Here is a 23,777-nt window from a genome sequence, read left to right as displayed (position 1 = left end):
ATCGAACCGCTGGTCTTCTGCGGTGCCGATCACCATTTTTCACAGGAACGGGGAGAATTTCGTGTCAATCACTATCGATGAGGGAACGTCGGCGGCTCGTCAGGGGGACGAGCACGGCCACGGCCTCGTGCAGCACGGGCTGCCGCCCGCGCCGCCGACCACGGTCGGGGTGATCGAGAGCATCGCGACCGGTGCGCCGAGTCAGCTCGTCGACCAGGCAGGCGCCGCCGATCGGGTGGCCGAGCTGTTCACCGATCCGCAGCAGCGGGCGCGGATTTCGCGGATCTACCAGAAGACGAAGATCGACAGCCGCCGCCTGGTCGTCGATCCGCTCGATCCCGAATTCCTGCGGTTCGGCCGGGAACGCGGCACGATCCGGGACCGGATGAATCTGTTCTACCGCCATGCTGTGCCGCTGGCCGTAGATGTCGCGGGCCGTGCCCTCGCCGGTATCGACGACGCGGCGACCGAGATCGGCTTGCTGGTCTTCGTGACCAGCACCGGTTTCATCGCGCCGGGGGTGGATGTCGCGGTCGTGAAGCAGCTCGGCCTGTCGCCGTCGGTCGGGCGGGTCGTGGTGAACTTCATGGGCTGCGCGGCCGCGATGAACGGCATCCGGACCGCCGTGGATTATGTTCGGGCGCATCCGGATAAGAAGGCCATGGTCGTCTGCATCGAGCTGAGTTCGGTGAACGCCGTCTTCGATGACAACATCAACGATGTGATCATCCACAGCCTGTTCGGCGACGGCTGCGGTGCGGTGGTCATCGGCGCCGGTCAGGTCCAGCAGCCGCTGGCCCCGGGCAAGGTGGTGATCCGGGACAGCTTCAGCCAGCTCTTCGACGGCGCCGAGGACGGCATCGTGCTCGGTGTCAATCAGAACGGCATCACCTGCGAGCTGTCGGAGAATCTGCCCCAGTACATCTACACCGGGGTCGATCCCGTGGTGACCGAAGTCTTGCGGCGCAATGGATTGCAGAAGTCCGATGTCGATCTGTGGGCAATCCACCCGGGTGGGCCGAAGATCATCGAAGAGTCTGTGCATTCACTCGGGATCGCACCGGAGCGGGCGGCGCTGAGCTGGGATGTGCTGGGCAGGTTCGGCAATATGCTGAGCGTGTCGCTGATTTTCGTGTTGGAACAAATGATTCGGCAGGAAACCGCGAAGCCGATCTCGACCGGTGTGGCGTTCTCTTTCGCCCCGGGGGTCACCCTCGAAGGCATGATCTTCGACATCATTCGCCGGTAGTAGGCACCGGCCTCAGGGAGCGCAGCAACCATGCAACTCATCCGATTCCTCATCTCGATCTCCTGGATGCGGATCGCGGCCGTCATTGCCGCGGGCCTCATCTGCGGTGCGGCCAATACCTTCCTGGTGACACTCATCAGGGGTGTGGTGTCACCGGAACCGCATCCGCACGTCGATATCCAGAGCTTCGCCCTCACGGGGCTGGTCATTCTGGTCAGCGGCGTGGTGTCGCAGGTGCTGTTGATTCGCCTTGCCCAAGAGGCGATCTACCGGCTGCGGGCGGATCTGAGTTCCGGGATCGTTTCGGCGCCGCTCGAACATCTGGAACGGCTCGGCATGCACCGCCTGATGGCCACGCTGACCGAGGATGTGCGCTCGCTCTCGCAGGCGGTGACCGCAATTCCGAGCATCTGCATCGACGTGGCCACCATCGTCGGTTGCTTCGTTTTCCTGTTGGTGGTGTCGGGTCCGCTGTTCGCGGTGACCGTGGCGGGCACCTTGCTCGGGATCGGCTGTGTAGAGCTGATTCTTAAGCGGGTGCGCAATATCTACCGCGAAGCGCGGGAGAACGAGGACGCGCTGTTGCGCTCCTACCAGGCTGTGACGCTCGGCATCAAAGAGCTGAAGCTGCACCGGGGGCGCCGCCGCGATTTCATGCAGCGGCATCTGCTCGGTTCGGCCGCGACGCTGCGTGCGCAGAATGTCGCTGCCGGATCCAAATTCTCGGTGGCACAGGGATTCGGGCAGGCGCTGCAGCTGGGCACCATGGCGCTGATCCTGTTCGTACTGGTCGCGCCGCTCGATCTGTCGCGCGATGTGATGGTCGGGTACGTCCTGGTGACGACGTTCCTGGCGATGCCGATGCAGAACTTCATGCACCGCATCCCGGATCTGCTGCGCGGTGATGTGGCGCTGGCGAAGATCCGCGGGATGAATCTGTCCATGGCGACCATGCACGACGAGGAGCGGCTGCCGTTCACGGATCGTCCCGCCGTAGACGCGGCGCGGCTGGAGCTGACGAATGTCACCTACAGCTACCGGATGGAGCCGCCACCGCCGTTCCCGCCTGGTCCGGGCGGGCCCGGTCCCCGTGGGCCGAGAGGTGGCGCGCATCCGCCCGGTCGGGGTCCACGTCCCGGCGGACCGCTACCGGATGTCAACGGCCATCGTTTCGTCGACCACAGCGGACACGACAATCGGCCGATGCCGCTGGGCCCCCCGCCGGAGGCGAGCAGTGACGATTCGGGATTCCGGCTCGGCCCACTCGATCTGGTCTTCGAGCCTGGGCAGATCACCTTCGTCGTCGGCGGTAACGGCAGCGGCAAATCCACACTGGCCAAGCTGATCACGGGACTGTATGTGCCGCAGACCGGCACGCTGTCGCTCAATGGCGAGCCGATCGACCACGAGAATATCGAGTGGTACCGGCAGAACTCCTCGGCGATCTTCACCGACTTCCACCTGTTCGAGGAGTACCTGGGCTTCGATCGGCCCGGCCTCGACGGTGAGGTGCGCCGCTATCTCGAGCAGTTGCAGATCGCGCACAAGGTGACAGTGCAGGACGGACGGTTGTCCACCATCGATCTGTCGCAGGGCCAACGTAAACGGCTCGCGCTGTTGACCGCCCTGCTCGAGGACCGGCAGATCTACGTCTTCGACGAGTGGGCCGCCGACCAGGAGCCCAAGTTCCGCGACGTCTTCTATCAGGAAATCCTCACCGAGCTCAAACAACGCGGGAAGACCGTCATCGTGATCACCCACGACGATCGCTACTTCCACCACGCGGACCAGCTGGTCAAGCTCGATTTCGGCCGGGTGGTCGAGGCGAGGACCGAAGAGCGCACCGGCGCCGAACTGGCCTGATCAGCTGCGGCCCTTATCGAACTCTCAGAGTTCGGCCAATTCGGAGTTCTAGGGTCGGCAGATGTGGCTGGAAATCGCGCCCGCTGGGCCTTGCTCGTCGTTGCCGTTGTCATTGCCGGGGCGCTCGGTGGCGCTGTCACCGCTTGCTCGAGATCATCCAGCTCACCCGGCGGTATCGCATTGGTGAATGCCGATGCCGGGCCGACGGGTTCGCGCATCGCGCAGGGCCTGCAGCAGGACGGCGGCGGTTACGAGTGGACCATCGGCAAGCCGGGTGAACTCGATACGGACGACTACGCGGCGGTGATCACCCTGCCCGCCGATCTGACCGAATCCATGGGCACACTGGCGAGCGCGCAGCCGAAACGGGCCAGAGTGACAGTGGACACGCATAAGGGCGCCGACGCGAATGCGGTGAACGGCGCGGTGAATACGGTGACGCACCGGGTCGGCGCGGCCGGTGTCGAGGCGGCCCTGGCCGCGGTCGCGCAGGCGCGTACCCAGATGACCTCGGTGCAGTTCACCGCCCAACTGCTCAATGCCGGGGTGAGTGCCGCGGCTGCCGGTGCCGATCAGTTCCGCTCCGGCGCGGATCAGCTGCTCGGCTTCCTGACCTACGCCAAAGAGGGCTCGGCACAACTGACTTCGGCCATCGCACTGCTGAACTCGACCGTCTCCGGTGCCGCCGCACAGGCGAATCAACTTGCCTCGGCATTGGATTCGACCGGTGTCACGATCGGACAGGTGCAGCAGACCGCGAATACGGTGAGCGGCGGTCTGGATCAGATCCTGCCGCTGATGCGGGGGCTGCCTTTCGCCGGCGATCCCCAGGTCGCCGACATCATCGCGAAGCTCGAAGGGCTGCGAAATGTGTCGGGCCAGGCCGGATCACAGCTGAACAATCTGGGCGAACTCGTCGGCAGCGCGGTCGATCCGAGCACCGACCTCGGCACACTCTTGCGCACCGTGGTGGACCGATTGACCGGTGCCAGTGCGCAATTGGCCGAGGGCGCGAAACTCGCCGAGGGCCTGCCGCAATTGGCCGATCAGGGCGGTGCTCAATTGGTCAGCGCCATAAGCCAACTCACCAGCGGCGTCACGCAACTTCAGCAGATCGTGACCAACCTCGGCACCCAGACCGATAAGGCCGTCGCCGCACTGCCGCAGCGCAGCAGCACCCAGCAGTCGGCGCTGGCACTTGCGCTCACCGACCCGGTCGAGGTGGTCCGCAACTGACAAAGCCCGCGTCCTCTGATGCAGGGCACGCCGTGGTGATGACGATTGTTGCGGTTGCCCGATCTGACGGTGCGACCCGCTGACCGACGGCCCATGCCGGAGAAGCAACCGCGGTCCGTTGCCTGAAATGATGGGAACCGTAGGCAGCAGCGGCTCTTTCGGGTCAGGCGGTCCGACGTTCCGGAAGGTCGAGGACCAGGCGCACGCCGCCGAGCGGACTGTCATCGAAATAGGCTCGGCCGCCGTGTAATTGCGCCTGTTGGGCGACCAGGGCGAGGCCGAGGCCGGAGCCGCCCTTGCTGGCTTGGCTACCGCGGAAGAAGCGTTCGAAGACGGCGCTGCGTTCGTCGTCGGGAATGCCGCGGCCGTTGTCGTCGACGGTTATCAGTATGTGGCCGTTGGGGATTCGGTGAGCGGAGACGACGGCCTCGGTGGCGCGGCCGTGTTTGACGGAGTTGGCCAAGGCGTTGTCGACGGCCAAGCGCAGTCCGGCGGGGAGGCCGCGGGTGATCAGTTCGGCGTCGGTGTCGATGCGGACGGTCACGCCGGGGAAGTGGCGCATGGCGTCGTGCGCGGCTTGGTCGCACAGGTCGCCGACGTCGGTGTCGACGTGATCGCGTTCGTGGGTGAGGTCGCCCGAGGCGAGACGTTCCAGTGCGGCCAAGGTTGTTTCGACACGGCCCTGGCTGCGTTGCAGGTCGGCGAGGATTTCGGCGCGTTGGGCCTCGTCCAGGTCGAGGGTGCGCAGCACCTCGAGGTCGGTGCGCATGGCGGTGAGGGGAGTACGCAGTTCGTGGGCGGAGACGGCCGCGAAATCGCGTGCGGTCTCCAAGGCGGCGGCGGTTTCGGTTTGTGCCTGATCCACCCTTTGCAGCAGGGTGTTCACGGCTTCGGCGAGTTTTTCCGCCTCCCGAACCCCGGAACCGTCAACCGGTGGCTGTGAATTGTCCGGATCTCGATAGCCGCTGCGCGTACCGACCTGTCGGGTCAGATCGACGATCGGGCGCACGGCCCGGCCCGCGAGCAACCAGCCGAGTGCGGCGGCGGTGGCGATCGCCAGTCCGGCTCCGGCGAGTACCCAGCGCTGCTGCTCGGCGGTTGTGCGCGCCGCCTCGGTGGATGGAATGCCGAGGGAGACAACACGTCCAGCGGGTTGGTTCTCGGTGGTCGTGAGCACGCGGAACGGAGTGCCGTTCACAGTGACGGTATGCGATCCGATCGGCTGTTCGGGTAGACGGATCGGTGTGCTCGCCACGATCGTGTTGTTGTCGCGGACCGTCACCGCCATGTCGTAGGTCGGACCGACCAGTCCCAGCACCCCGACGGCCAGTACCGAATCGATGAGCACCAATCGCGACGCGATGGTCAACTGCTGATCGGTCTGGGCCAGGTTGTTGCGCTCGATGGCCCGTGAGGAGAGCACGCCGATGATCGTGACGATGATGATCGCGCCGACCGCGGCCGCACCGGCCACCCGGGTGCGCAGGGAGAATGTGCGCCGCCGCCGTTTCCTGGGCAACTGCGGCCGACTCACCTGGGTGCTCGCAGCACGAATCCGACGCCGCGGACCGTGTGCAGCAGCCGCGGCGTGCCCTCCACCTCCAGCTTGCGCCGCAGGTAGCCGACGAAGACATCGACCACATTGGTGTCGGCGGCGAAGTCGTAGCCCCATACCAATTCCAGTAGCCGCTCGCGGCTCAGCACCACGCCCGCATTGCGGGCCAGGGTGGACAGCAGCTCGAATTCGCGCTTGGTGAGCTCGATTTCGCGGCCGTTGAGCAGCGCGCGGTATCCGGCGACATCGACCTGCAGCGGGCCGACCGTGATCGCGCCCGGTGCGGCGGTGGCCGGTGCGTCCGAGCGGCGGCGCAGCAGCGCCTTGATCCGGGCCACCAATTCGGCCAGGACGAACGGTTTGGTCAGGTAGTCGTCGGCGCCGGACTCCAGTCCGGAGATCCGGTCGTCGACCGAGGCGCGGGCGCTGAGCACACAGATCGGAACTTCATTGCCCAGCGCCCGAAGCGCCGTCACCACGCCCGCGCCGTCGAGCACCGGCATATTCATATCCAGCACCACGGCGTCGGGCGCTTGCTCGGTCACGCTGCGCAATGCCTCGGCGCCGTCGCGGGCGACCCGCACCTGGAATCCGGACAGGCGCAGGCCGCGCTCGACCGACGCGAGCACGTCCTCGTCATCGTCGACGACAAGGACGGTCGGGTTCGCGCTCCGATCGGTCACATCACTCATTGTGCGCTCCTCCGCCTCCCCGACTCTTTAGGCGCCAGACTCAGTCGCGGTAACTGTGACGTTGGCGGGCGGCGGTAGGGCTGTGGGGCAAGTCAGCCCGTCCCCGATGAGTTACCCATGTTCTTGCGAGACCAGTTGACCGGTCGGCACCCCGTGGTGTCAGTAGCTGTGGCAGGTTTCGGCCACGGTGCGGATGGTTTCGGCCAGGCTGGACGTGCGCGGGTCGTTTTCGGCGTCCTGCGCGGCTTTCGGGTTCTCGTTGATGGCGGCCTGGAGTTCGGCACGGCGCTGTTCGACCGGCTGGTCGAACTTGCGCTGCAGTTCGGCCTTCTGGGTCGGGTTCGCGTCGAGCATGGCCGCCAACTGCGGGGCCTTGGCGTGCAGCGCCGCGTCGACCTGGGCGAAAGAGCAGTCGGAATTCAGCAGCGGCCCGGCCAGTGTCATCGGATCCGCGGCCGCGATGGCCGGGGAGAGCAGCACGGCCACACTGGCCATACCGCCCGCGGCGAGAGCGGCGGCGGCCGGGCGACTGCGGAAGAGCTTCATGGTGTGCCTCCATATTTTCGAGGGGTGCTGCTGCTTCGAAAGGTGCTGTGGATCCAGCGACCTAGACGCTATTGCCCCGCACTGGCACAGGTGTGAACTATTCCTGAGGATTCCATAAGGGGTGAAACGAAATGCGATCGCAAAGTTATCAGGGCACGATCGGATCGCCGTTGGGCGCAACGACTTCCGGGCCCGGCTCCTGCGGGCGGCTGGCCCGGATCTGTACCTCCAGCGCGGCGAGCACCGAGGGATCTTCGATGGTGGAGGGCACCTCGTAGGTATCGCCCGCGGTGATCTGCCGGATCGTCTTGCGCAGGATCTTGCCCGACCTGGTTTTGGGCAGTGCGGTGACGACAACGGCGTCGTGCAGTGTGGCGATCGCGCCGATCTGCTCGCGCACCCGGGCGATCAGTTCGTCGCGCAGGCGGTCGGGATCGATCTCGACGCCGGACTTGAGCACCACATAGGCGATCGGCCGCTGGCCCTTGAGTTCATCGGGTAGGCCGATCACCGCGCATTCGGCGACGGACTCGTGTCCGGCGATGGCGGCCTCGATGCTGCCCGCCGACAGCCGGTGCCCGGCCATATTGATCACATCATCGCTACGGCCGAGCACGTAGAGGTAGCCGTCGTCATCGAAATATCCGGAGTCGCCGGTGAGGTAGTGGCCGGGAAACGCCGACATATAGGAGCGTTGGAAGCGGTCTTCGTCGCGCCATAGGCCGGTTAGTGTGCCCGGCGGTAGTGGTAGGCCGATGACGATATTGCCCTCGGTGCCAGGTGCGACCGGATTGCCCTCGGCATCGAGCACCCGCAGCCGGTAACCGGGCACCGGTACCGACGCCGAACCCGCCTTGATCGGAAGTTGCTGTAGGCCGAGCAGATTCGCGCAGATCGGCCAGCCGGTCTCGGTCTGCCACCAGTGGTCAACTACGGGGCAGTCGGGTCGATCGGCGAGCAGCGTTTCGTTGGCCCACTCGTAGGTGGCCGGATCCAGGCGCTCACCGGCGCAGAACAATGCGCGTAGCGAGGACAGGTCGTGGCGGTGCGCGAGCGCGGCGTCCGGATCGGCCTTGCGGATGGCGCGCAGCGCGGTCGGCGCGGTGAACAGAACCCGCACGTTGTGCTCGGCGACCACCCGCCAGAACGCGCCAGCATCCGGCGTGCCGACCGGTTTGCCTTCGTAGAGCAGTGTTGTCGCGCCGACGAGCAGCGGCGCGTAGACGATGTACGAATGTCCGACGACCCAGCCGACATCCGAGGCGGCCCACATCACCTGGCCGGGCCCGACATCGTAGATATTGCGCATGGACCAGGACAGGGCGACCGCGTGTCCGCCGTTGTCGCGGACCACGCCCTTGGGCTTACCGGTGGTGCCGGAGGTGTAGAGGATATAGAGCGGATCGGTCGCGGCGACCGGGACCGGATCGGCGGGTCGGGCATCGCGGACGGCGTCTTCCCAATCCAGCCATTGCGCCGCGACGGTCTGGGTGGAACTCGGCAGTGATTCGGTCGCGGCCTGCGGCGCGGGGAAGTGGATGGTCGGAAATTGCGACCGCTGTTTGACGATCACGTGCCGTGGCGCGCTCGTCTCGGCGAGGTCGAGTGCCTGCAACACGATCGGCGGATACTCGATCGTCCGGCCCGGCTCGAGGCCGCCCGAGGCAGTGACAATCAACACAGGTTCGGCATCATCGATGCGGGCGGCGAGCTCGGGTGCGGCGAAGCCGCCGAAGACCACCGAATGCACCGCGCCGATGCGGGCGCAGGCCAGCATGGCGATCACCGCCTCGGGGATCATCGGCAGGTAGATGACCACTCGGTCGCCCGTGCCGACACCCAAACGCAGCATCGCTCCGGCGAACTCGGCGACCTCGGCGAGTAGTTCGGCGTAGGTGAAAACACCACTGGTGCCGGTCATAGCGGAGTCGTATATTAGGGCGGGCTGATCGGCCCGGCTCGCCTCGTCCGGAGTGTCGCCGCCGTGCACATGCCGGTCGAGGGCGTTGAAGGAGGTATTGAGGCGAGCGTCCGGAAACCATCTGGCCATCGAGCGAGCCGTGGTGTCGACGATGTGGGTCGGCGGGGTCACCCAATCGATCGCCTCGGCCGCCTCGGCCCAGAACTCGGCGGGATCGATCAAGCTGGTCTGATAGACCGGCCGGTACGCCTGATTCTCAGGCCCACCCGTCGCCCGACCACCACCCCCCAGGGAATCGCTGCGCGATGCTGTACCCAAACTCGTGACTCCCTAGCCTCGCCTCTATGCCCGCCTCGATAGATCAGCACGATTGTGGCAGACTTCACGCGACGCCCGGGTGGGTGCCGCGACCTTTGGTTTTGCCAGCTATCGGCAGGTCAAAGCCCGTAGCTATACTCAACGTCACCCAAGCTGTTATTGATCCGTTAGAATCTGATGTCACTTATTTGGGCCGTCGTAGACGCAATTTCTCGGCCAGCCGCAGTTCCTCGGCCAGCTCTGCCTGTCGAGCCAGCATGCGATTGTCTAGGTTCGCTGATGGCACGTGGTTGGGGCCAGTTTGGAAAGTGAGTGGGAGATGCGTGACGCCGCAAGGTCCGGCAGCAAACGCTGGGCGCTCGGCAACTGGGACCTGCGCTGGAAGGTTACGGCGGTCCTGGCCGTTCCGCTGGCAGTCGCGGTTGGGCTCGGCGTGTCCAGGATTACCACCGAGTTCGCCGAGGCGAACCGACTGGACGCCGCCGCCAAGAACATCGAGACGATTCCTGCCGTCACCGCGCTGAGTGCGCAGACGGCGACGACCGCCGGTTCGCAGATGATTTCGATCATGCCGAACGTATCGATCGTGTCGGACAAGAACCTGGCCGACCTCGACAAGGTCATCGCCGATGCCGAGGCATCGGCGGGCAAGCTCGACGGTGTGGCCGGCGCTCGTGCGTCGCTGGACAACATGGTCACCCAGGCCAAGGCGGTGCGCGCCCAGGGCAAGAACGTCTCGACGCAGACCCCTGCCGAAGTCATCGGGACGATCGACAGGGTCCGCAACGACAGTGTGCACATCGTGGAGTCCACGGTCGGCCAGGTCAGTGATCAGGCCATCGAACAGGCGAAGCTGCGGCTGGTCGACTCGTTGAACACCCGTTACGCGCTGGTCGCTGAGGTCGCCGCATTCCCCGAGGTGCTGCGCGGTTCGGCGGCGGGCGTGCAGAGCGCGATCACCGCGGCCAATACCGAGCGGGCGATGCTCAACGTGCTCGCCCACCGCTTTCCCGAGGGCGATACCGCGATCGCCGATCTGCGGGCCGGTATCGATAACCGGATCTCACTGCTCACCAGCCCGGAGGCGCAGGCGGGCAAGATCCCGGTCGGTGATCTGAAGAACTCGCTCACCGGCAGCCTCGATGTCTACGAGCGCGTGGTCACCAAGTCCACCAAGGACATCGACTCGGCGATGAGTTCGCTGGTGTCCAAGGCCAACACCGGCGCGTGGACCTACACCGCGGTCGTCATCGCGACCATTCTCGCCGCGCTGTTGCTCGCGGTGTTCGTCGCGCGCTCGATGATCGTGCCGCTGCACCGGCTGCGCCTTGCCGCGCTGCGCGTGGCCGAGAGCGATCTGCCGCACGAGGTCGCCCAGCTGCGTAACGGCGCGGCCCCTGAAGATGTGCCGCTGGAGCCGATGCCGATCCGCAGCCACGAGGAAATCGGCCAGCTGGCTCGCGCCGTCGACGATATCCACGGCCAGGCGCTGCGTTTGGCCAGTGACCAGGCGCAGATGCGTGCCCAGGTCAACGATATGTTCGAAACCCTGGCCCGGCGCTCGAAGTCACTCGTCGACCACCAGCTCAGCCTGATCGAGGCGATGGAGTACGACGAGAAGGATCCACGCCTGCTGGAAAACCTGTTCCGGCTGGACCATCTCGCGGCTCGCATGCGCCGTAACGGTGACAACCTGCTGATCCTCGCCGGTACCCGGCAGCGGCGCAGCAAGTCCGCGCCGGTCGAGATCGCGGACGTGCTGCGTGCGGCGATCTCCGAGGTCGAGGACTACGAACGCGTGAAGCTCGGTGCGACACCGCGTGGTTCGCTGGTCGAGCCCGCCGCCTCGGATATGGCGCACCTGTTCGCCGAGCTACTGGACAACGCGCTCCGCGCGTCGCCGCCGGAGACCGACGTGAAGTTCACCTTCGCGCAGGGACACGACCAGGGCATGCTCATCGAGGTCGCGGACCGCGGCATCGGTATGCCGCCCAGCGAAATGGCCGATATCAACCGACGGCTCGAGCAGACCGCCGAGCCGGGGCCGGATACCGCGCGACACATGGGTCTTTTCGTGGTCGGCCGGTTGGCCGAACGCCACGGACTCACCGTGCGCCTGCGCCCGACCTTCGATACCGCACGCGATCCCGGCGTCACGGTCACCGTGCACGTTCCGATGAGTCTGATCGTGCTCGGACAGGGCCAGACCACCGCGATGCCACAGGCGGCGACACCGCAGGTCGCCGCGCCCGCTCCGCAGCGGCCGTCCGCAGCGGCCGCGATGCAGACGCGCGCGATCACCCGGACGCCGGGTGGCAATGTGATGGTCACGGTCGATCCCGGTGTGAGCGGACCGATTCCGACCAGCAGTCCGGCACCGGCCGCGGGCAGCGGTCCGATTCCGACGGCGGGTGGGTTGCCGCAGCGTTCGCCGGGCTCCACCATGTCCTCGGGAGCATCGGGGCTGCGTCAGGAACCGGCGCAACCGAATCCGACTCTGCGCCCATCGGCCGGACCGGCGCCGAGCTCGCCGCAGCGCGGCAAGCTAGCCGCGGCGAATCTGCCCAGGCGCAGTGTCACGCCGGGCGGTCCGCCGCCGCCGAGTCGGCCGGGCGCTGAGCCGACGGTTTCCGGTGGCGGTCTGCCGCCGCGGAATCTGAACTCCGGTGGGCTGCCGCAGCGTCAGCAGGGCAGCAATGGCGCGCCGCAGCCGGAAGGCGGTCAGCCCGGTGGTGGCCTGCCGCAGCGTCAGCCGGGTAGCAATGGTGCGCCGCAGCGTGAGGGTGCGGGCGGTCTGCCGCAGCGTGCGTCGGGGCTGAACGGTCTGCCGCAGCGCGAACCGGGTGCCGGTGGTGTGCCGCCGCGCGATACCGGTTCGAGCCTGCCGCAGCGTGACGCGTCGGGTGGGCTGCCGCAGCGTGAGAGCTCGGGTGGTCTGCCGCAACGGGATTCGGCCGCCGGTGGGCTGCCGCAGCGGGAGCCCGGCGCGACCCCCGGTCTGCCGCAGCGTCAGTCGCCTGCCAGCGGCTTGCCGCAGCGGGAAACGTCGAGTGGTCTGCCGCAGCGTGAGAGTGGTTTGCCGCAGCGTGATGCTTTGGGCGGTCTGCCACAACGTGAGAGCACTGGCGGTCTGCCACAACGTGAGAGCACGGGCGGTTTGCCGCAGCGCGAGAGCACCGGTGGTCTGCCGAAGCGTGATCCGTTGCGTGATCCGTTGGAGAGCTTGACGCAGCGGGAGGCCCCGGGTGGTCTACCCCAGCGTGAGAGTTCCGGTGGTCTGCCGCAACGCGAGAGCACTGGTGGATTGCCGCAGCGTAAGAACGCCGCTGGTCTGCCGCAACGGGATTCGGCATCGAATGGCCTGCCGCAGCGGGAGTCCGGTCTGACCGGTATTCCGCCGCGGGACACCGGTTCGGGCTTGCCGCAGCGGGATTCCGCTTCCGGTGGGCTGCCGCAGCGTGATGCTTCGGGCGGTTTGCCGCAGCGTGAGAGCACGGGCGGTCTGCCGCAGCGTGAGAGCGCCAGTGGTCTGCCGCAGCGTGATGCTTTGGGCGGTTTGCCGCAGCGGGAAAGCACTGGTGGTCTGCCACAGCGGGATCCGGCCTCACATGGTCTGCCGCAGCGGGAGTCCGGTGCCACCGGCCTGCCGCAGCGTCAGTCGCCCGCGAATGGTTTGCCGCCTCGTGAGACCCCGAACGGCCTACCGCAGCGTCAGTCGGGTTCGCAGCCGCCCAGCGGTCTGCACCACCAGCGCGACGGGCTGCTACCTTCTCGCGACAGCCTGCCGCAGCGCGAGGCTGGTCCGACCGGTCTGCCCCAGCGCGATCCGGGAGCGACCGTACTGCCGCGCAAGGAAGTTCCGCCGGGTGTCGGCCTGCCGCGACGCGATCGCGGTGCGGCCCAGCCCGCGGCCAGCGGTGAGACACCAGCGGTTTCCGAGAGCGGTGCGACGACCGCACCGCGCGACCCGGGACGGCACAGCTTCAAGCCCGATCCGGAGAAGGCGGCGTCGTTCTTCCAGACCAGGTTGCAGCCCGCGGTCGATTCCGATTCGGTCATGGGTGGGACGCCGATCTTCGCCGAAATGATGTCGGCGTGGCTCTCGGATCCGAATTCGGACCGGTCCCAGGTGGCGGCCTCCTTCGAATCACCGGGCGACGAGGGCTGGCAGGCCGCGCGCCGCGCCAGCGAGGCCCAGGCCGAAACAAAGACGGCCGCCGGGTTGCCTCAACGCAATCCGGGCGGGAGGCTGGTCCCCGGCGGTGTCACCGGCAACGCCGATCGCGCGCCGCGTCGCGATCCAGAAACGATCAGGTCCAGCTTGAGTCGTCACCAGCAGGGCGTCCGGGATGGCCGCGCAATGAAGGCAATGAACCTAACCGGAGATAAAGGAGACCGATGAACCCCGATCTAGGTGGTACGAATCGTCAGCTGGATTGGCTGGTTTCGAACTTCGCCAACGAGGTTCCTGGCGTAGCTCATGCCGTCCTGGTCTCGGCTGACGGCCTACTCATGGCGGCGAGCGCGCAGCTGCCAGTGGACCGTGCCGAACAGCTCTCGGCAGTTACCGCCGGACTGGCCAGCCTCTCGGTAGGCGTCTCGAATCTATTCGAGGGCGGCACCGTGCTGCAGTCGGTAGTCGAGATGGAGCACGGCTACCTGCTACTCATGGCAGTCGGCGACGGCTCGTATCTCGCGGTGCTGACCAATACTTCCTGCGATATCGGCCAGGTGGGCTACGAAATGGCCCTGTTGGTCGAGCGTGTTGGCCAGACGGTGCAGGCCACGCCACGCGTCACGATGGGTTCCTGATGGTGGGATGGACATAGACGATCACCGCATGGGGAGCGCCGAGCCGAGTCTCGTTCGCCCGTACTCCTTGACTGCGGGCCGTACCAGGCCCGCGGTCGAGTTGGCGTTGGAGGCGCTTGTCGCATCGCATCCGGTCGCCCTGGAGCGGCAGTTCGAACTGACCAACATCGAGACGTCCATCGTGGAGTTGTGCAGAGAATCGCCGTCCGTTGCTGAAGTGGCAGCGCGTTTGGGTATACCCATCGGGGTGGCCCGCGTGCTCGTGGCCGACCTCATCGAGGCCGGGCATGTGCGAGTTTCGGCGACTTTGAAAGACGATTCCAGCGACGATGAACGTCGCGAGCTGATCGAAAGGGTTCTCAGTGGACTCCGGCGTATTTGATTCGACGGCACAGGTCGATACCCGCACCAGCAAACCGACTTCGGCAAAGATCGTGGTCGCTGGCGGCTTCGGTGTCGGTAAGACCACGTTGGTGGGTGCCGTCTCGGAGATCGTTCCGCTGCGCACCGAGGCGTTGGTGACCAATGCCAGTACCGGAATCGACAATTTGACCGGTATTCCGATGAAGTCGACCACCACGGTGGCGATGGACTTCGGCCGGATCAGTCTCGCCGACGATCTGGTGCTGTACCTGTTCGGTACGCCGGGCCAGTACCGCTTCTGGTTCATGTGGGACGACCTGATCCGCGGCGCCATCGGCGCTGTGGTGCTCGTCGACACCCGCAGACTCGAGGACAGCTTCGCGGCCGTCGACTACTTCGAGGCGCGCAATCTACCGTTCCTGGTTGCGCTCAACGAATTCGACGACGCGCCGCGGTATCCGATCGAGGACATCCGTCAGGCCCTCGCGGTGCCCGCGGATGTGCCGATCCTGTCCATCGACGCCCGCCGTCGCGAACCGGCCAAGCAGGCGTTGGTCTCGCTCACCGAGTACGCCCTACGCAAGGTCATGCAGGGCTACTGAGCGTTCGCGCCTGCCGCGTCGACCGCCGAATCGAGTTGCTGAGCTTACTCACCCCGCCGATTGCCATCCCCTAGGCTCGCTCGGTGAGGATTTCGGCGCGGGAGTTGCTCGGGCAACTGCTCGACGCGGACTCGTACATCAGCTGGGACCGGCCACCGGTGACGGTGGCCGCGTCCCCGCGATACCGCGAGGATCTGCGCAAGGCGGAGCTGGCGGCTGGCACAGATGAAGCGGTGCTGACCGGCGAAGGTCTGCTGCGTGGTCGACGCGTGGCCGTAATCGCCTGCGAGTTCGAATTTCTGGCGGGTTCGATCGGGGTGGCCGCGGCCGAGCGCATTGTCTCGGCGGTCGAGCGCGCCACCGAACTCGGCCTGCCGCTGGTCGCTTCGCCGACCTCCGGTGGTACCAGAATGCAGGAGGGCACAGTCGCTTTCGTGCAGATGGTGAAGATCGCGAGCGCGGTGGCGGTGCACAAATCGGCCGGGCATCCGTATCTGGTCTATCTGCGTAATCCCACGATGGGTGGCGTCTTCGCGTCCTGGGGTTCGCTGGGGCACATCACCTTCGCCGAACCCGGCGCGCTCATCGGCTTTCTCGGACCGCGCGTCTATAAAGCGTTGTACGGCAGCGATTTTCCGGAAGGTGTGCAGGTCGCGGAGAATCTGTACCGCAACGGTGTGATCGACGGCGTGCTGCCCGTTTCGGTGTTCCGCCGCATCGCGCATCGTGCGTTGAGCGTGCTCAGTGGCGTGCCGGATCCTGTTGCGGGGGAACCTGGTTGGGCCGAGCCGGTACGTGGGACCGGGAAAGCGGGCTCGGACGTTCCGGCATGGGAATCGGTCCAGATCTCACGCCGCCGGGGTCGGCCCGGCATCCGTGACCTGTTGCGCCATGTGACGCAACGGGTTCCGCTCAGCGGCACCGGTCAGGGCGAATCCGATCGCACCATGGTCCATGCGCTGGCCCGCTTTCGCGGACAGCCGTGCATTGTGTTCGGCCACGACCGCGCGGGTCAGCAGGGTGAACACACCATGGGACCCGCCGCATTGCGCGAGGCCAGGCGCAGTATGGCGCTGGCCGAGGAATTGCGGCTGCCGCTGGTGCTGGTGATCGATACGGTCGGTGCGGCCCTGTCGAAGGAGGCCGAAGAGCGTGGGCTCGCTCCCGAAATCGCCCGCTGCATAGCCGATCTGGTCACCCTGGATACCCCGACAGTCTCGGTCCTGCTCGGTCAGGGCACCGGTGGCGGCGCATTGGCGCTGCTGCCCGCCGACCGCGTCCTGGCTGCCACGCACGGCTGGCTCGCGCCGCTGCCGCCCGAAGGGGCGAGTGCCATCGTCTACCGCGATACCGACCATGCGCCCCAACTGGCCGACGCACAGGGCATCCGCGCCACCGACCTGCTCGCCGACGGTGTCGTCGACCGCATCGTCCCGGAATTTCCGGATGCCGCCGACGAACCGGTCGATTTCGCCCGCCGCATGGTCGCCGCCATCGCCGAAGAGCTCACCGGGCTGCGCGCCCGTCCGATCGACGAAATTCGGGCCGCCCGCCATATCCGCTATCGCCGCCTCGGCCAGCCCTCAGGACCCCGGTAACCAGCACAAACCCGATCCCGTCGGAAAAACCGGTGGTCAACACACCACGGGTTCTCGTTGACGACTCGGCGCGGCACTTCTACGGTCGGAATGTGACCTTCAGAAGCGAGACCAGCGCCATTCCCCCGATCGTGCTGAACGACGGGAACGTGATCCCGCAGCTCGGCTTCGGTGTGTTCCAAGTACCGCCGGAGGACGTCCAGCCGGTCGTGACCGCCGCGCTGGAGGCGGGCTATCGCAGCATCGATACCGCCGCCATCTACGGCAATGAGGAGGGCACCGGCCGTGCCATCCGGGAATCCGGCCTGCCACGTGACGAGGTCTATGTCACCACCAAGCTGTGGAATTCCGACCAGGGCTACGACGCCACGCTGCGCGCCTTCGATGCCAGCATGGCTCGGCTCGGACTGGACTACCTCGATCTCTATCTCATCCACTGGCCGGTGGCGCAGGCCGATCGCTTCGTCGAGACGTTCAAGGCCTTCCAGACGCTGAAGGCGCAGGGCCGGGTGCGTTCGATCGGTGTGTCGAATTTCACCGTGCCCGATCTGGAGCGGATCATCGGTGAGACCGGCGAGATCCCGGCCGTCAACCAGATCGAACTGCATCCTCGGCTGGCGCAGCATGAGCTGCGCGCGTTCCACGATGCGAATGCCATTGCCACCGAGGCGTGGAGTCCGCTGGGCCAGGGCACGCTGCTCGACGAGCACACCATCGTCGCCATTGCCGACGAGGTCGGCCGCACTCCGGCCCAGGTGATCATCCGCTGGCACCTGCAGCAGGGGATTGTCGTCATCCCGAAGTCGGTCACCCCGGCGCGCATCGCCGCCAACTTCGACGTCTTCGGTTTCGAACTCACCCCTGACCAGATGGCGGCCATCAGCGGGCTCGACAAGGACGCCCGCATCGGCCCCGATCCGACCACATTCACCGCTGGGCTCGTCTAACGCAGGCCGAGATAGGCCGTCAGCTCCTGGGCGGCGGCGCGTCCGGCTCGGTTCGCACCGATGGTGCTCGCGGATGGGCCGTAGCCGATCAGGTGGATGCGCGGGTCGACGGCTACCTGGGTGGCGAGGCGACCGGTCATGGTGATGCCGCCGCCCGGACCGCGCAGCCGTAGCGGGGCCAAATGGTCGAGGGCACTGCGGAATCCGGTCGCCCACAGGATCACATCGGCATGCTGGAACGAACCGTCGGCCCAGCGCACGCCATCGGGTTCGATGCTCGCGAACATCGGATGTCGCTGCAGCGCGCCACGTGCCTGGGCGGCGCGCAAACGATCGTCGAGCCGCAATCCGGTGACCGAAACCACCGAACCCGGCGGCAGGCCGTGGCGCACGCGGTCCTCCACGATGGCGACGGCCGCGCGGCCGTCCTCCTCGGCGAACGGTGCGTCGCGGAATACCGGTTCGCGTCGTGTCACCCAGGTAGTGGTGGTGACCTGTGCGATCTCATCGAGCAACTGAACCGCCGACACTCCGCCGCCGACGACAACGACATGTTTGTCGATGAATTCGTCGGCTATGCGGTAGTCGTGTGTGTGCAACTGGCGTCCGGCGAAGGTCTCCGCACCCGGATAGTGCGGAATGAAGGGATGCTCCCAAGTGCCGGTGCCGTTGATCAGGCCGCGCACCCGGATCGTGCCCGCGGAATCGGTCTCGACATTGAGTGTCGTGCCCCGGCCCGCCGTGAGATCCGGCCCTGCGGCGCAAGGGGTTCCGTCGGTATTGCGGTCGCAGACCACGGTCACCGAGACCGGTCTGCGCACCCGCAGATCGAATCGCTTCTCGTACAACTCGTAATAGCGCGGCACCGCGGTGGCCGCGGGCACGGCGTCGGAATCGGGTGGCAGTGTCTCGGTGAACGACATGCCAGGCAGGTCGTGTACCCGGTTGACGGTGGTCAGGGTGAGCGATGGCCACCGAAACTGCCAGGCCCCACCGGGTCCCGGTGCGTGATCGACGATGAGGAAGTCCCGTTCCGGGCGCAATCCGAGGCGCTGCAGGTGGTAGCCGGCCGACAGTCCGGCCTGACCAGCACCGATCACCAGGATGGGGAAGTCTGTCGGCACAAACCGAGATCGTATCGGCTTGGTCGGTATGTTCGGCTACCTGTGGCAGAGTTGATGTAACCACTCGAACCGGTCAGTTGGGGAGGATGCATGCTCGACGTTAGCCGCGATGGCGATGTCGTCACTATCGAACTACAGCGCGAGGAGCGGCGTAACGCGCTGAACATCGAACTCGTCACTCGGCTCCGCGAGGCGGTGTTGACCGCGGCCGAGGACGCCAGGGTGATCGTGCTCACCGGTCGGGGATCCCTCTTCAGCGCGGGCGCGGACCTGACCGGGGTCTACTCGGAGGAATTCCTGGCGGCCCTGCCCGACATGCTGCACACCATCGAATCCGTACCGGTGCCGGTGATCGCGGCGATCAATGGCGGCGCGCTCGGCGCGGGCGTGCAGATCGCGCTGGCCGCGGATCTGCGGGTCATGGAACCAGACTCCTATATCGCGATCCCGGCCGCGAAGCTCGGCATCAGCGTCGACCGCTGGACGGTGCGGCGGTTGGTATCGCTGATCGGTGGCGGCCCGGCCCGGACCGTTCTGCTCGGCGCGGAACCGGTATCGGCCACCGATGCCTACAGCTTCGGCTTCGCCAACCGACTCGGCACCCTGGCCGATGCGCAGGCGTGGGCCAAATCAATCGCCCAACTGGCTCCGCTCTCGCTGCGGCATATGAAGTTGGAGTTCAACGATGACGGCACCCGGGATCCGGAGACCACCCAGCAGCGTGCGGCGCTGGAGGCGGCGTGGACCAGTCACGACGCCCGAGAGGGGCGGCTGGCCAGGGAAGAAAAGCGCGCGGCGAAATTCCTGGGGCGATAAATGAATCCGAAGAAGATACTCGGCATTGCCGCCGGTGCACTCGGCGTCACCTGGGTGGTACGCGCGGTCTGGGACATCCCGTCGGCGATCGGCGCCTCCATCAATGCGATTCAGCCCTACGCGACCGGTGCGGTGAGCTATCGCGATCGCCAATTCCACAACACCGAGCCGAGTAGCCAGTTCGTCTCGGGTGCCGCTCCCTCCCTGTTGTTTTCGGTGCTGACCCGGCGTAATGCCGGTCGACCGCGCACCGCGGTTCCGTTGGCGACCCCCGAAGTGCCGACCGAGGCCGCCGATCTCGCGGTCACGTGGTACGGGCACGCCTCGGCGCTCATCGAGGTCGACGGGTACCGGATTCTCACCGATCCGGTTTGGAGCGAACGAGTTTCGCCGTCCGCCATGGTCGGCCCGGCCCGGCTGCATCCTGTGCCGACGCCGCTGTCGGAGCTGCCGCCGGTGGACGCGGTGCTGATCTCGCACGATCACTACGACCATCTGGACAAGGCGACGATCCGTCAGCTGGTGGTCGGACAGGCCGCGCCATTCCTGGTGCCGATCGGCATCGGCGCACATCTGCGGCATTGGGGCGTGCCCGAGCATCGGATCGTCGAATTGGATTGGGGCGGTTCGGTTTCCCTCGCTGCGCTCGGCCGCGAGCGCGATGGCACGGATCTGGTGCTCACCTGTACCGAGGCGCGACACTTCTCCGGACGCGGCTTGGTGCGCAACACCACGCTGTGGGCGTCCTGGTCCATCATCGGCCCGACCCGGCGGGTCTACTTCGGCGGTGATACCGGATACACCAAGGCTTTCGCCGAGGCCGGTGCCGCACTCGGACCGTTCGATCTGACATTGCTGCCGATCGGTGCCTATGACGAGGCCTGGCCGGATGTGCATATGAATCCGGAGGAGGCGGTTCGGGCACATGCCGATCTCAGCGTCGGCGATCCCGGACACGGACTGCTGGTGCCCATCCACTGGGCGACCTTCAACCTGGCCTTCCACGGATGGTCGGAGCCGGTGCGCCGGATGGTCGAGGCGGCGCGTGCGGCCGGTACCGCGGTGGCGGTGCCGATGCCCGGCCAACGCATCGACCCCAATGACCTGCCGAGCCGGGATTCCTGGTGGGAGGATATTGGGTGAATACCTAGGTTCGTCGACAGGAAGGAATGCAGGCATGAGTCTCGTGGACACCCTGAAAGGCCTGGTCGGCAAGGGTAAGGAAACGGCGGCCAAGAACGCCGACAAAATCAACGAAGCGGTCGACAAGGCCGGCGGGTTCATCGACGAGAAGACCGGCCACAAATACTCCGACAAGATCGGCAAGGTGCAGGAGGCCGCCAAGAAGGCGGTCCCGACGGACCAGTCCACACCGAAGCCGCCCGCGCCGAAGGAGGAGCCGCCCGTGCCGCCCGCTCCCAAACCCGCCCCCGAGCCCGAAGAGCCGGGGCAGCCGCAGCCTTGATCTGTGGCGGGGACCGATATCTGTCGGTCCTCGCCCCTAAACTTCATTTATGGTGACCCGCCGGGAATTCGGTGGCAGCCCGGGCCGGCCGGGCATCGAGGTTGAGCTGAGCAACCTCGACAAGGTGCTGTATCCGGCAACCGGAACCACCAAGGGCGAGGTCATCGCCTACTATTCGGCCATCGCGCCCGCGATGCTTCCGCATATCGCCGGGCGACCGGTCACCCGGAAGCGCTGGCCGAACGGTGTCGACGAATCATCCTTCTTCGAAAAGAATCTCGCCGAGCACGCACCGTCGTGGCTGGAGCGCCACACCATCGAACATTCCGGCCGTAAGGTCGTCTATCCGGTCATCGATTCCGAGGCCGGGCTGGCCTGGATCGGCCAGCAGGCGTCGCTGGAAGTCCATGTGCCGCAATGGCGTTTCGACGGCGACAAGGTCGGCTACGCGACCCGGTTGGTCTTCGATCTGGATCCGGGGCCGGGTGCGGGATTGGCCGAATGCGCGCGGGTCGCGCTTGCGGTACGTGAGATGGTCGAGGGCATCGGGCTGCATGCCTTCCCGGTTACCAGCGGTAGCAAGGGAATTCACATCTACGTGCCGCTGGATCGGGAGTTGAGTCCGGGCGGTGCGTCCACCGTGGCCAAGCAGGTGGCGACGAATCTGGAAAAGCTGCACCCGGATCTGGTCACCGCGACGATGGCGAAGTCGGCGCGCGGCGGAAAGGTCTTCCTGGACTGGAGTCAGAACAATCCGGCCAAGACCACCATCGCACCGTATTCGCTGCGCGGGCGAACCGAGCCGAATGTCGCCGCACCGCGTACCTGGGCCGAGTTGGAGAGCCGGAAGAAGCTGCGGCACTTGCGCTTCGACGAGGTGCTGGCGCGCTGGCGCGATGACGGTGATCTGCTCGCCGAATTGGATCCGCCGAGTTCGAACAGTGATGCGCTGACGAAATACCGATCCATGCGCGATGCCTCGGCGACGCCGGAACCGGTGCCTTCCGAAACCCCGACCCCCGGGGCGAATAATCGGTTCGTCGTCCAGGAACACCATGCGCGGCGCCTGCATTGGGATGTGCGGCTCGAACGCGACGGTGTGCTGGTGTCGTGGGCCGTGCCCAAGGGGCCGCCGACCTCGTCGGATCAGAACCGGCTCGCCGTGCACACCGAGGATCATCCGTTGGAGTACTTGGACTTCCACGGCGCCATCCCGAAGGGACAGTACGGCGCGGGGGAGATGACGATCTGGGATTCCGGCACCTACGACACCGAGAAATGGCGCGAGGACGAGGTCATCGTCACCTTCCACGGCAAGCGACTGCGCGGGCGGTACGCGATGATTCGCACCAATGGCACCCAGTGGCTGATGCATCTCATGCGCGATCAGAATCCGGCCGAGGCGGGCGAGGACCGGGTCTCCAGTGGTCCGGTCGGACCCGAAGCCGCGTTCATCGTGCCGAGACCGGCTGGGCCCGCGCCGTTTCCGCGTGGCCTGCAACCGATGCTCGCCACACACGGTGAGGTGGCCGATCTCGATGACGTCGAGTGGTGCTTCGAAACCAAATGGGACGGCTTCCGGCTGATCGCCGAAATCAATTCCGGGACACTGACGCTGCGCAGCCGGGCGGGCAATGTGGTGACAAAGCGCTATCCGGGTATGGCGGTGCTGGCCGAGGAGTTGGCCGGACACAATGTGGTGCTGGATGGCGAGGCCGTGGTGTTCGACGATCATGGCGTCGCCAATGTCGGTCTGCTGCAGGCCGATGCGGCGCGCGCGGTGTTCGTCGCCTTCGATGTGCTGTATCTGGACGGGACTTCCCTTATCCGCAAACGGTATTCGGATCGGCGGCGGGTGCTGGAAGCGATCGCGGCCAACGCACCGTCGCTGCGGGTGCCGCCGCGACTGGACGGCACCGGCGCCGAAGCGCTGCGCTACAGCCAGGAAGAGGGCCTGGAGGGTGTGGTCGCCAAGCGCAAGGATTCGGTATATCTGCCAGGTAAGCGCGGACATTCGTGGGTCAAGCAGCGCAATTGGTGCACCCAACGGGTGCTGATCGGTGGCTGGCGGCGCAGTGACGCCCGCAACTTCAAATCACTGCTGGTCGGCATTCCGCACGAGGGCAGGCTGTATTACGTGGGTCGGGTCGGCACCGGGTTCAGCGAGCCGGTCATGCGGGATCTGGCCCGAAAGCTGGGCAAGTTGGAACGCAAAACCACGCCGTTCGACAACGACCTCACCGCTGAGGAGCGCGAGGACGCGGTGTGGGTGACCCCGAAGCTCGGCGGCACCGTGCGCTTCATGAACTGGACCGAGACCGGCCGCCTCTGGCATCCGGCCTGGCTCGGCGAGATGTGACGGCGGTCGCTGATGGTTTGCCGGGTCATCGGGGAGTTCGCTGGGTATCGTTTGTTCGCGGTTGTGTCGGCTCGAAAACGAGGAGTGCACGGTGGATTTCAAGAACCTGGCGAATAAGGCGCTGGACCTGGCCCAGCAGAATGCGGACAAGGTGGATACCGCCATCGATAAGGTGGGCGATCTCGTCGACAAGCAGACCGACGGCAAGTTCGCCAGCCAGGTCGACGCCGCGCAGGATGCCGCCAAGAAGGCCGTCCACAAGGACAGCTGAATCGCCGACCCTTTCGAGCGACCTGCAAGCAGTCGCTACG

19 protein-coding genes are annotated in these 23,777 nt (G+C 66.2%); 14 read left to right on the top strand and 5 right to left on the bottom strand.

The genetic code is table 11. The features are described from left to right. Positions 1-67 precede the first annotated feature (67 nt). From ACQP1T_RS35805 to ACQP1T_RS35795, 3 genes are all read left to right on the top strand, one after another. The gene (locus ACQP1T_RS35805) at positions 68-1,249 is read left to right on the top strand and encodes a type III polyketide synthase (protein ID WP_433762490.1); all 1,182 of its coding nucleotides are present in this window, start codon (positions 68-70) and stop codon (positions 1,247-1,249) included. Between the two features lie 30 nt (positions 1,250-1,279). Then, positions 1,280-3,112 carry an ATP-binding cassette domain-containing protein gene (locus tag ACQP1T_RS35800; protein ID WP_433757400.1) on the top strand — a complete coding sequence of 611 codons (1,833 nt, stop codon included), beginning with the start codon at positions 1,280-1,282 and terminating at the stop codon, positions 3,110-3,112. Positions 3,113-3,175: 63 nt separating this feature from the next. Next, on the top strand, positions 3,176-4,348 hold the full coding sequence (locus ACQP1T_RS35795) for a hypothetical protein (protein WP_433757399.1): 1,173 nt from the start codon (positions 3,176-3,178) through the stop codon (positions 4,346-4,348). 163 nt (positions 4,349-4,511) lie between these two features. Here ACQP1T_RS35795 and ACQP1T_RS35790 read toward each other — a convergent pair whose 3' ends face one another. From ACQP1T_RS35790 to ACQP1T_RS35775, 4 genes are all read right to left on the bottom strand, one after another. After that, positions 4,512-5,867 carry a sensor histidine kinase gene (locus ACQP1T_RS35790; RefSeq protein WP_433757398.1) on the bottom strand — a complete coding sequence of 452 codons (1,356 nt, stop codon included), beginning with the start codon at positions 5,865-5,867 and terminating at the stop codon, positions 4,512-4,514. An 11-nt stretch (positions 5,868-5,878) separates the two neighbouring features. Continuing rightward, entirely contained in the window at positions 5,879-6,595 is a 717-nt protein-coding gene (locus tag ACQP1T_RS35785) for a response regulator transcription factor (protein ID WP_433757397.1), read from the bottom strand. A gap of 159 nt (positions 6,596-6,754) precedes the next feature. Next, complete coding sequence (locus tag ACQP1T_RS35780; RefSeq protein WP_433757396.1) at positions 6,755-7,141, bottom strand: hemophore-related protein; 387 nt, start codon at positions 7,139-7,141, stop codon at positions 6,755-6,757. A gap of 148 nt (positions 7,142-7,289) precedes the next feature. After that, positions 7,290-9,353, bottom strand: a complete 2,064-nt coding sequence (locus ACQP1T_RS35775; protein WP_433762489.1) for an AMP-binding protein — start codon at positions 9,351-9,353, stop codon at positions 7,290-7,292. Positions 9,354-9,699: 346 nt separating this feature from the next. Here ACQP1T_RS35775 and ACQP1T_RS35770 point away from each other — a divergent pair, with 346 nt between their 5' ends. The 6 genes from ACQP1T_RS35770 to ACQP1T_RS35745 all read left to right on the top strand — a co-directional run bounded on the left by ACQP1T_RS35770 (position 9,700) and on the right by ACQP1T_RS35745 (position 17,702). Continuing rightward, the gene (locus tag ACQP1T_RS35770; protein WP_433757395.1) at positions 9,700-13,782 is read left to right on the top strand and encodes an ATP-binding protein; all 4,083 of its coding nucleotides are present in this window, start codon (positions 9,700-9,702) and stop codon (positions 13,780-13,782) included. Continuing rightward, the gene (locus tag ACQP1T_RS35765; RefSeq protein ID WP_011207200.1) at positions 13,779-14,192 is read left to right on the top strand and encodes a roadblock/LC7 domain-containing protein; all 414 of its coding nucleotides are present in this window, start codon (positions 13,779-13,781) and stop codon (positions 14,190-14,192) included. Before ACQP1T_RS35770 ends, ACQP1T_RS35765 begins: the two co-directional genes overlap by 4 nt. A 7-nt stretch (positions 14,193-14,199) precedes the next feature. Then, the gene (locus ACQP1T_RS35760) at positions 14,200-14,574 is read left to right on the top strand and encodes a DUF742 domain-containing protein (RefSeq protein WP_040686485.1); all 375 of its coding nucleotides are present in this window, start codon (positions 14,200-14,202) and stop codon (positions 14,572-14,574) included. Continuing rightward, a complete protein-coding gene (locus tag ACQP1T_RS35755) occupies positions 14,555-15,157 on the top strand; it encodes a GTP-binding protein (protein ID WP_174414979.1) in 603 nt (200 codons plus the stop codon). The genes ACQP1T_RS35760 and ACQP1T_RS35755 overlap by 20 nt, the downstream gene beginning before the upstream one ends. 83 nt (positions 15,158-15,240) lie before the next feature. After that, positions 15,241-16,755: a carboxyl transferase domain-containing protein gene (locus tag ACQP1T_RS35750; protein ID WP_433757394.1), complete on the top strand. Its 1,515-nt coding sequence runs from the start codon at positions 15,241-15,243 to the stop codon at positions 16,753-16,755. 92 nt (positions 16,756-16,847) lie between these two features. Continuing rightward, complete coding sequence (locus tag ACQP1T_RS35745; RefSeq protein ID WP_433757393.1) at positions 16,848-17,702, top strand: aldo/keto reductase; 855 nt, start codon at positions 16,848-16,850, stop codon at positions 17,700-17,702. Here the strand turns inward: ACQP1T_RS35745 and ACQP1T_RS35740 are convergent. Next, positions 17,699-18,826, bottom strand: coding sequence for an NAD(P)-binding domain-containing protein (locus tag ACQP1T_RS35740; protein ID WP_433757392.1), 1,128 nt, complete (start codon positions 18,824-18,826; stop codon positions 17,699-17,701). The two genes, ACQP1T_RS35745 and ACQP1T_RS35740, sit on opposite strands and share 4 nt — an antisense overlap. A 90-nt stretch (positions 18,827-18,916) precedes the next feature. Here ACQP1T_RS35740 and ACQP1T_RS35735 point away from each other — a divergent pair, with 90 nt between their 5' ends. From ACQP1T_RS35735 to ACQP1T_RS35715, 5 genes are all read left to right on the top strand, one after another. Beyond that, positions 18,917-19,642 carry an enoyl-CoA hydratase gene (locus tag ACQP1T_RS35735; protein WP_433757391.1) on the top strand — a complete coding sequence of 242 codons (726 nt, stop codon included), beginning with the start codon at positions 18,917-18,919 and terminating at the stop codon, positions 19,640-19,642. Further along, positions 19,643-20,785 carry an MBL fold metallo-hydrolase gene (locus ACQP1T_RS35730; protein WP_433757390.1) on the top strand — a complete coding sequence of 381 codons (1,143 nt, stop codon included), beginning with the start codon at positions 19,643-19,645 and terminating at the stop codon, positions 20,783-20,785. 34 nt (positions 20,786-20,819) lie between these two features. After that, positions 20,820-21,107, top strand: a complete 288-nt coding sequence (locus tag ACQP1T_RS35725) for an antitoxin (RefSeq protein WP_433757389.1) — start codon at positions 20,820-20,822, stop codon at positions 21,105-21,107. A 49-nt stretch (positions 21,108-21,156) separates the two neighbouring features. Further along, entirely contained in the window at positions 21,157-23,466 is a 2,310-nt protein-coding gene (locus ACQP1T_RS35720) for an ATP-dependent DNA ligase (RefSeq protein ID WP_433757388.1), read from the top strand. Positions 23,467-23,557: 91 nt separating this feature from the next. Continuing rightward, entirely contained in the window at positions 23,558-23,737 is a 180-nt protein-coding gene (locus ACQP1T_RS35715; protein ID WP_357467083.1) for an antitoxin, read from the top strand. Positions 23,738-23,777 lie beyond the last annotated feature (40 nt).

Origin of the sequence: Nocardia sp. CA-135398 (assembly GCF_050955845.1) — a bacterium.
GTDB lineage: Bacteria > Actinomycetota > Actinomycetes > Mycobacteriales > Mycobacteriaceae > Nocardia.
Note: the sequence above shows the minus strand (reverse complement) of the source record. Positions and strands in the feature narration are given on the sequence as shown.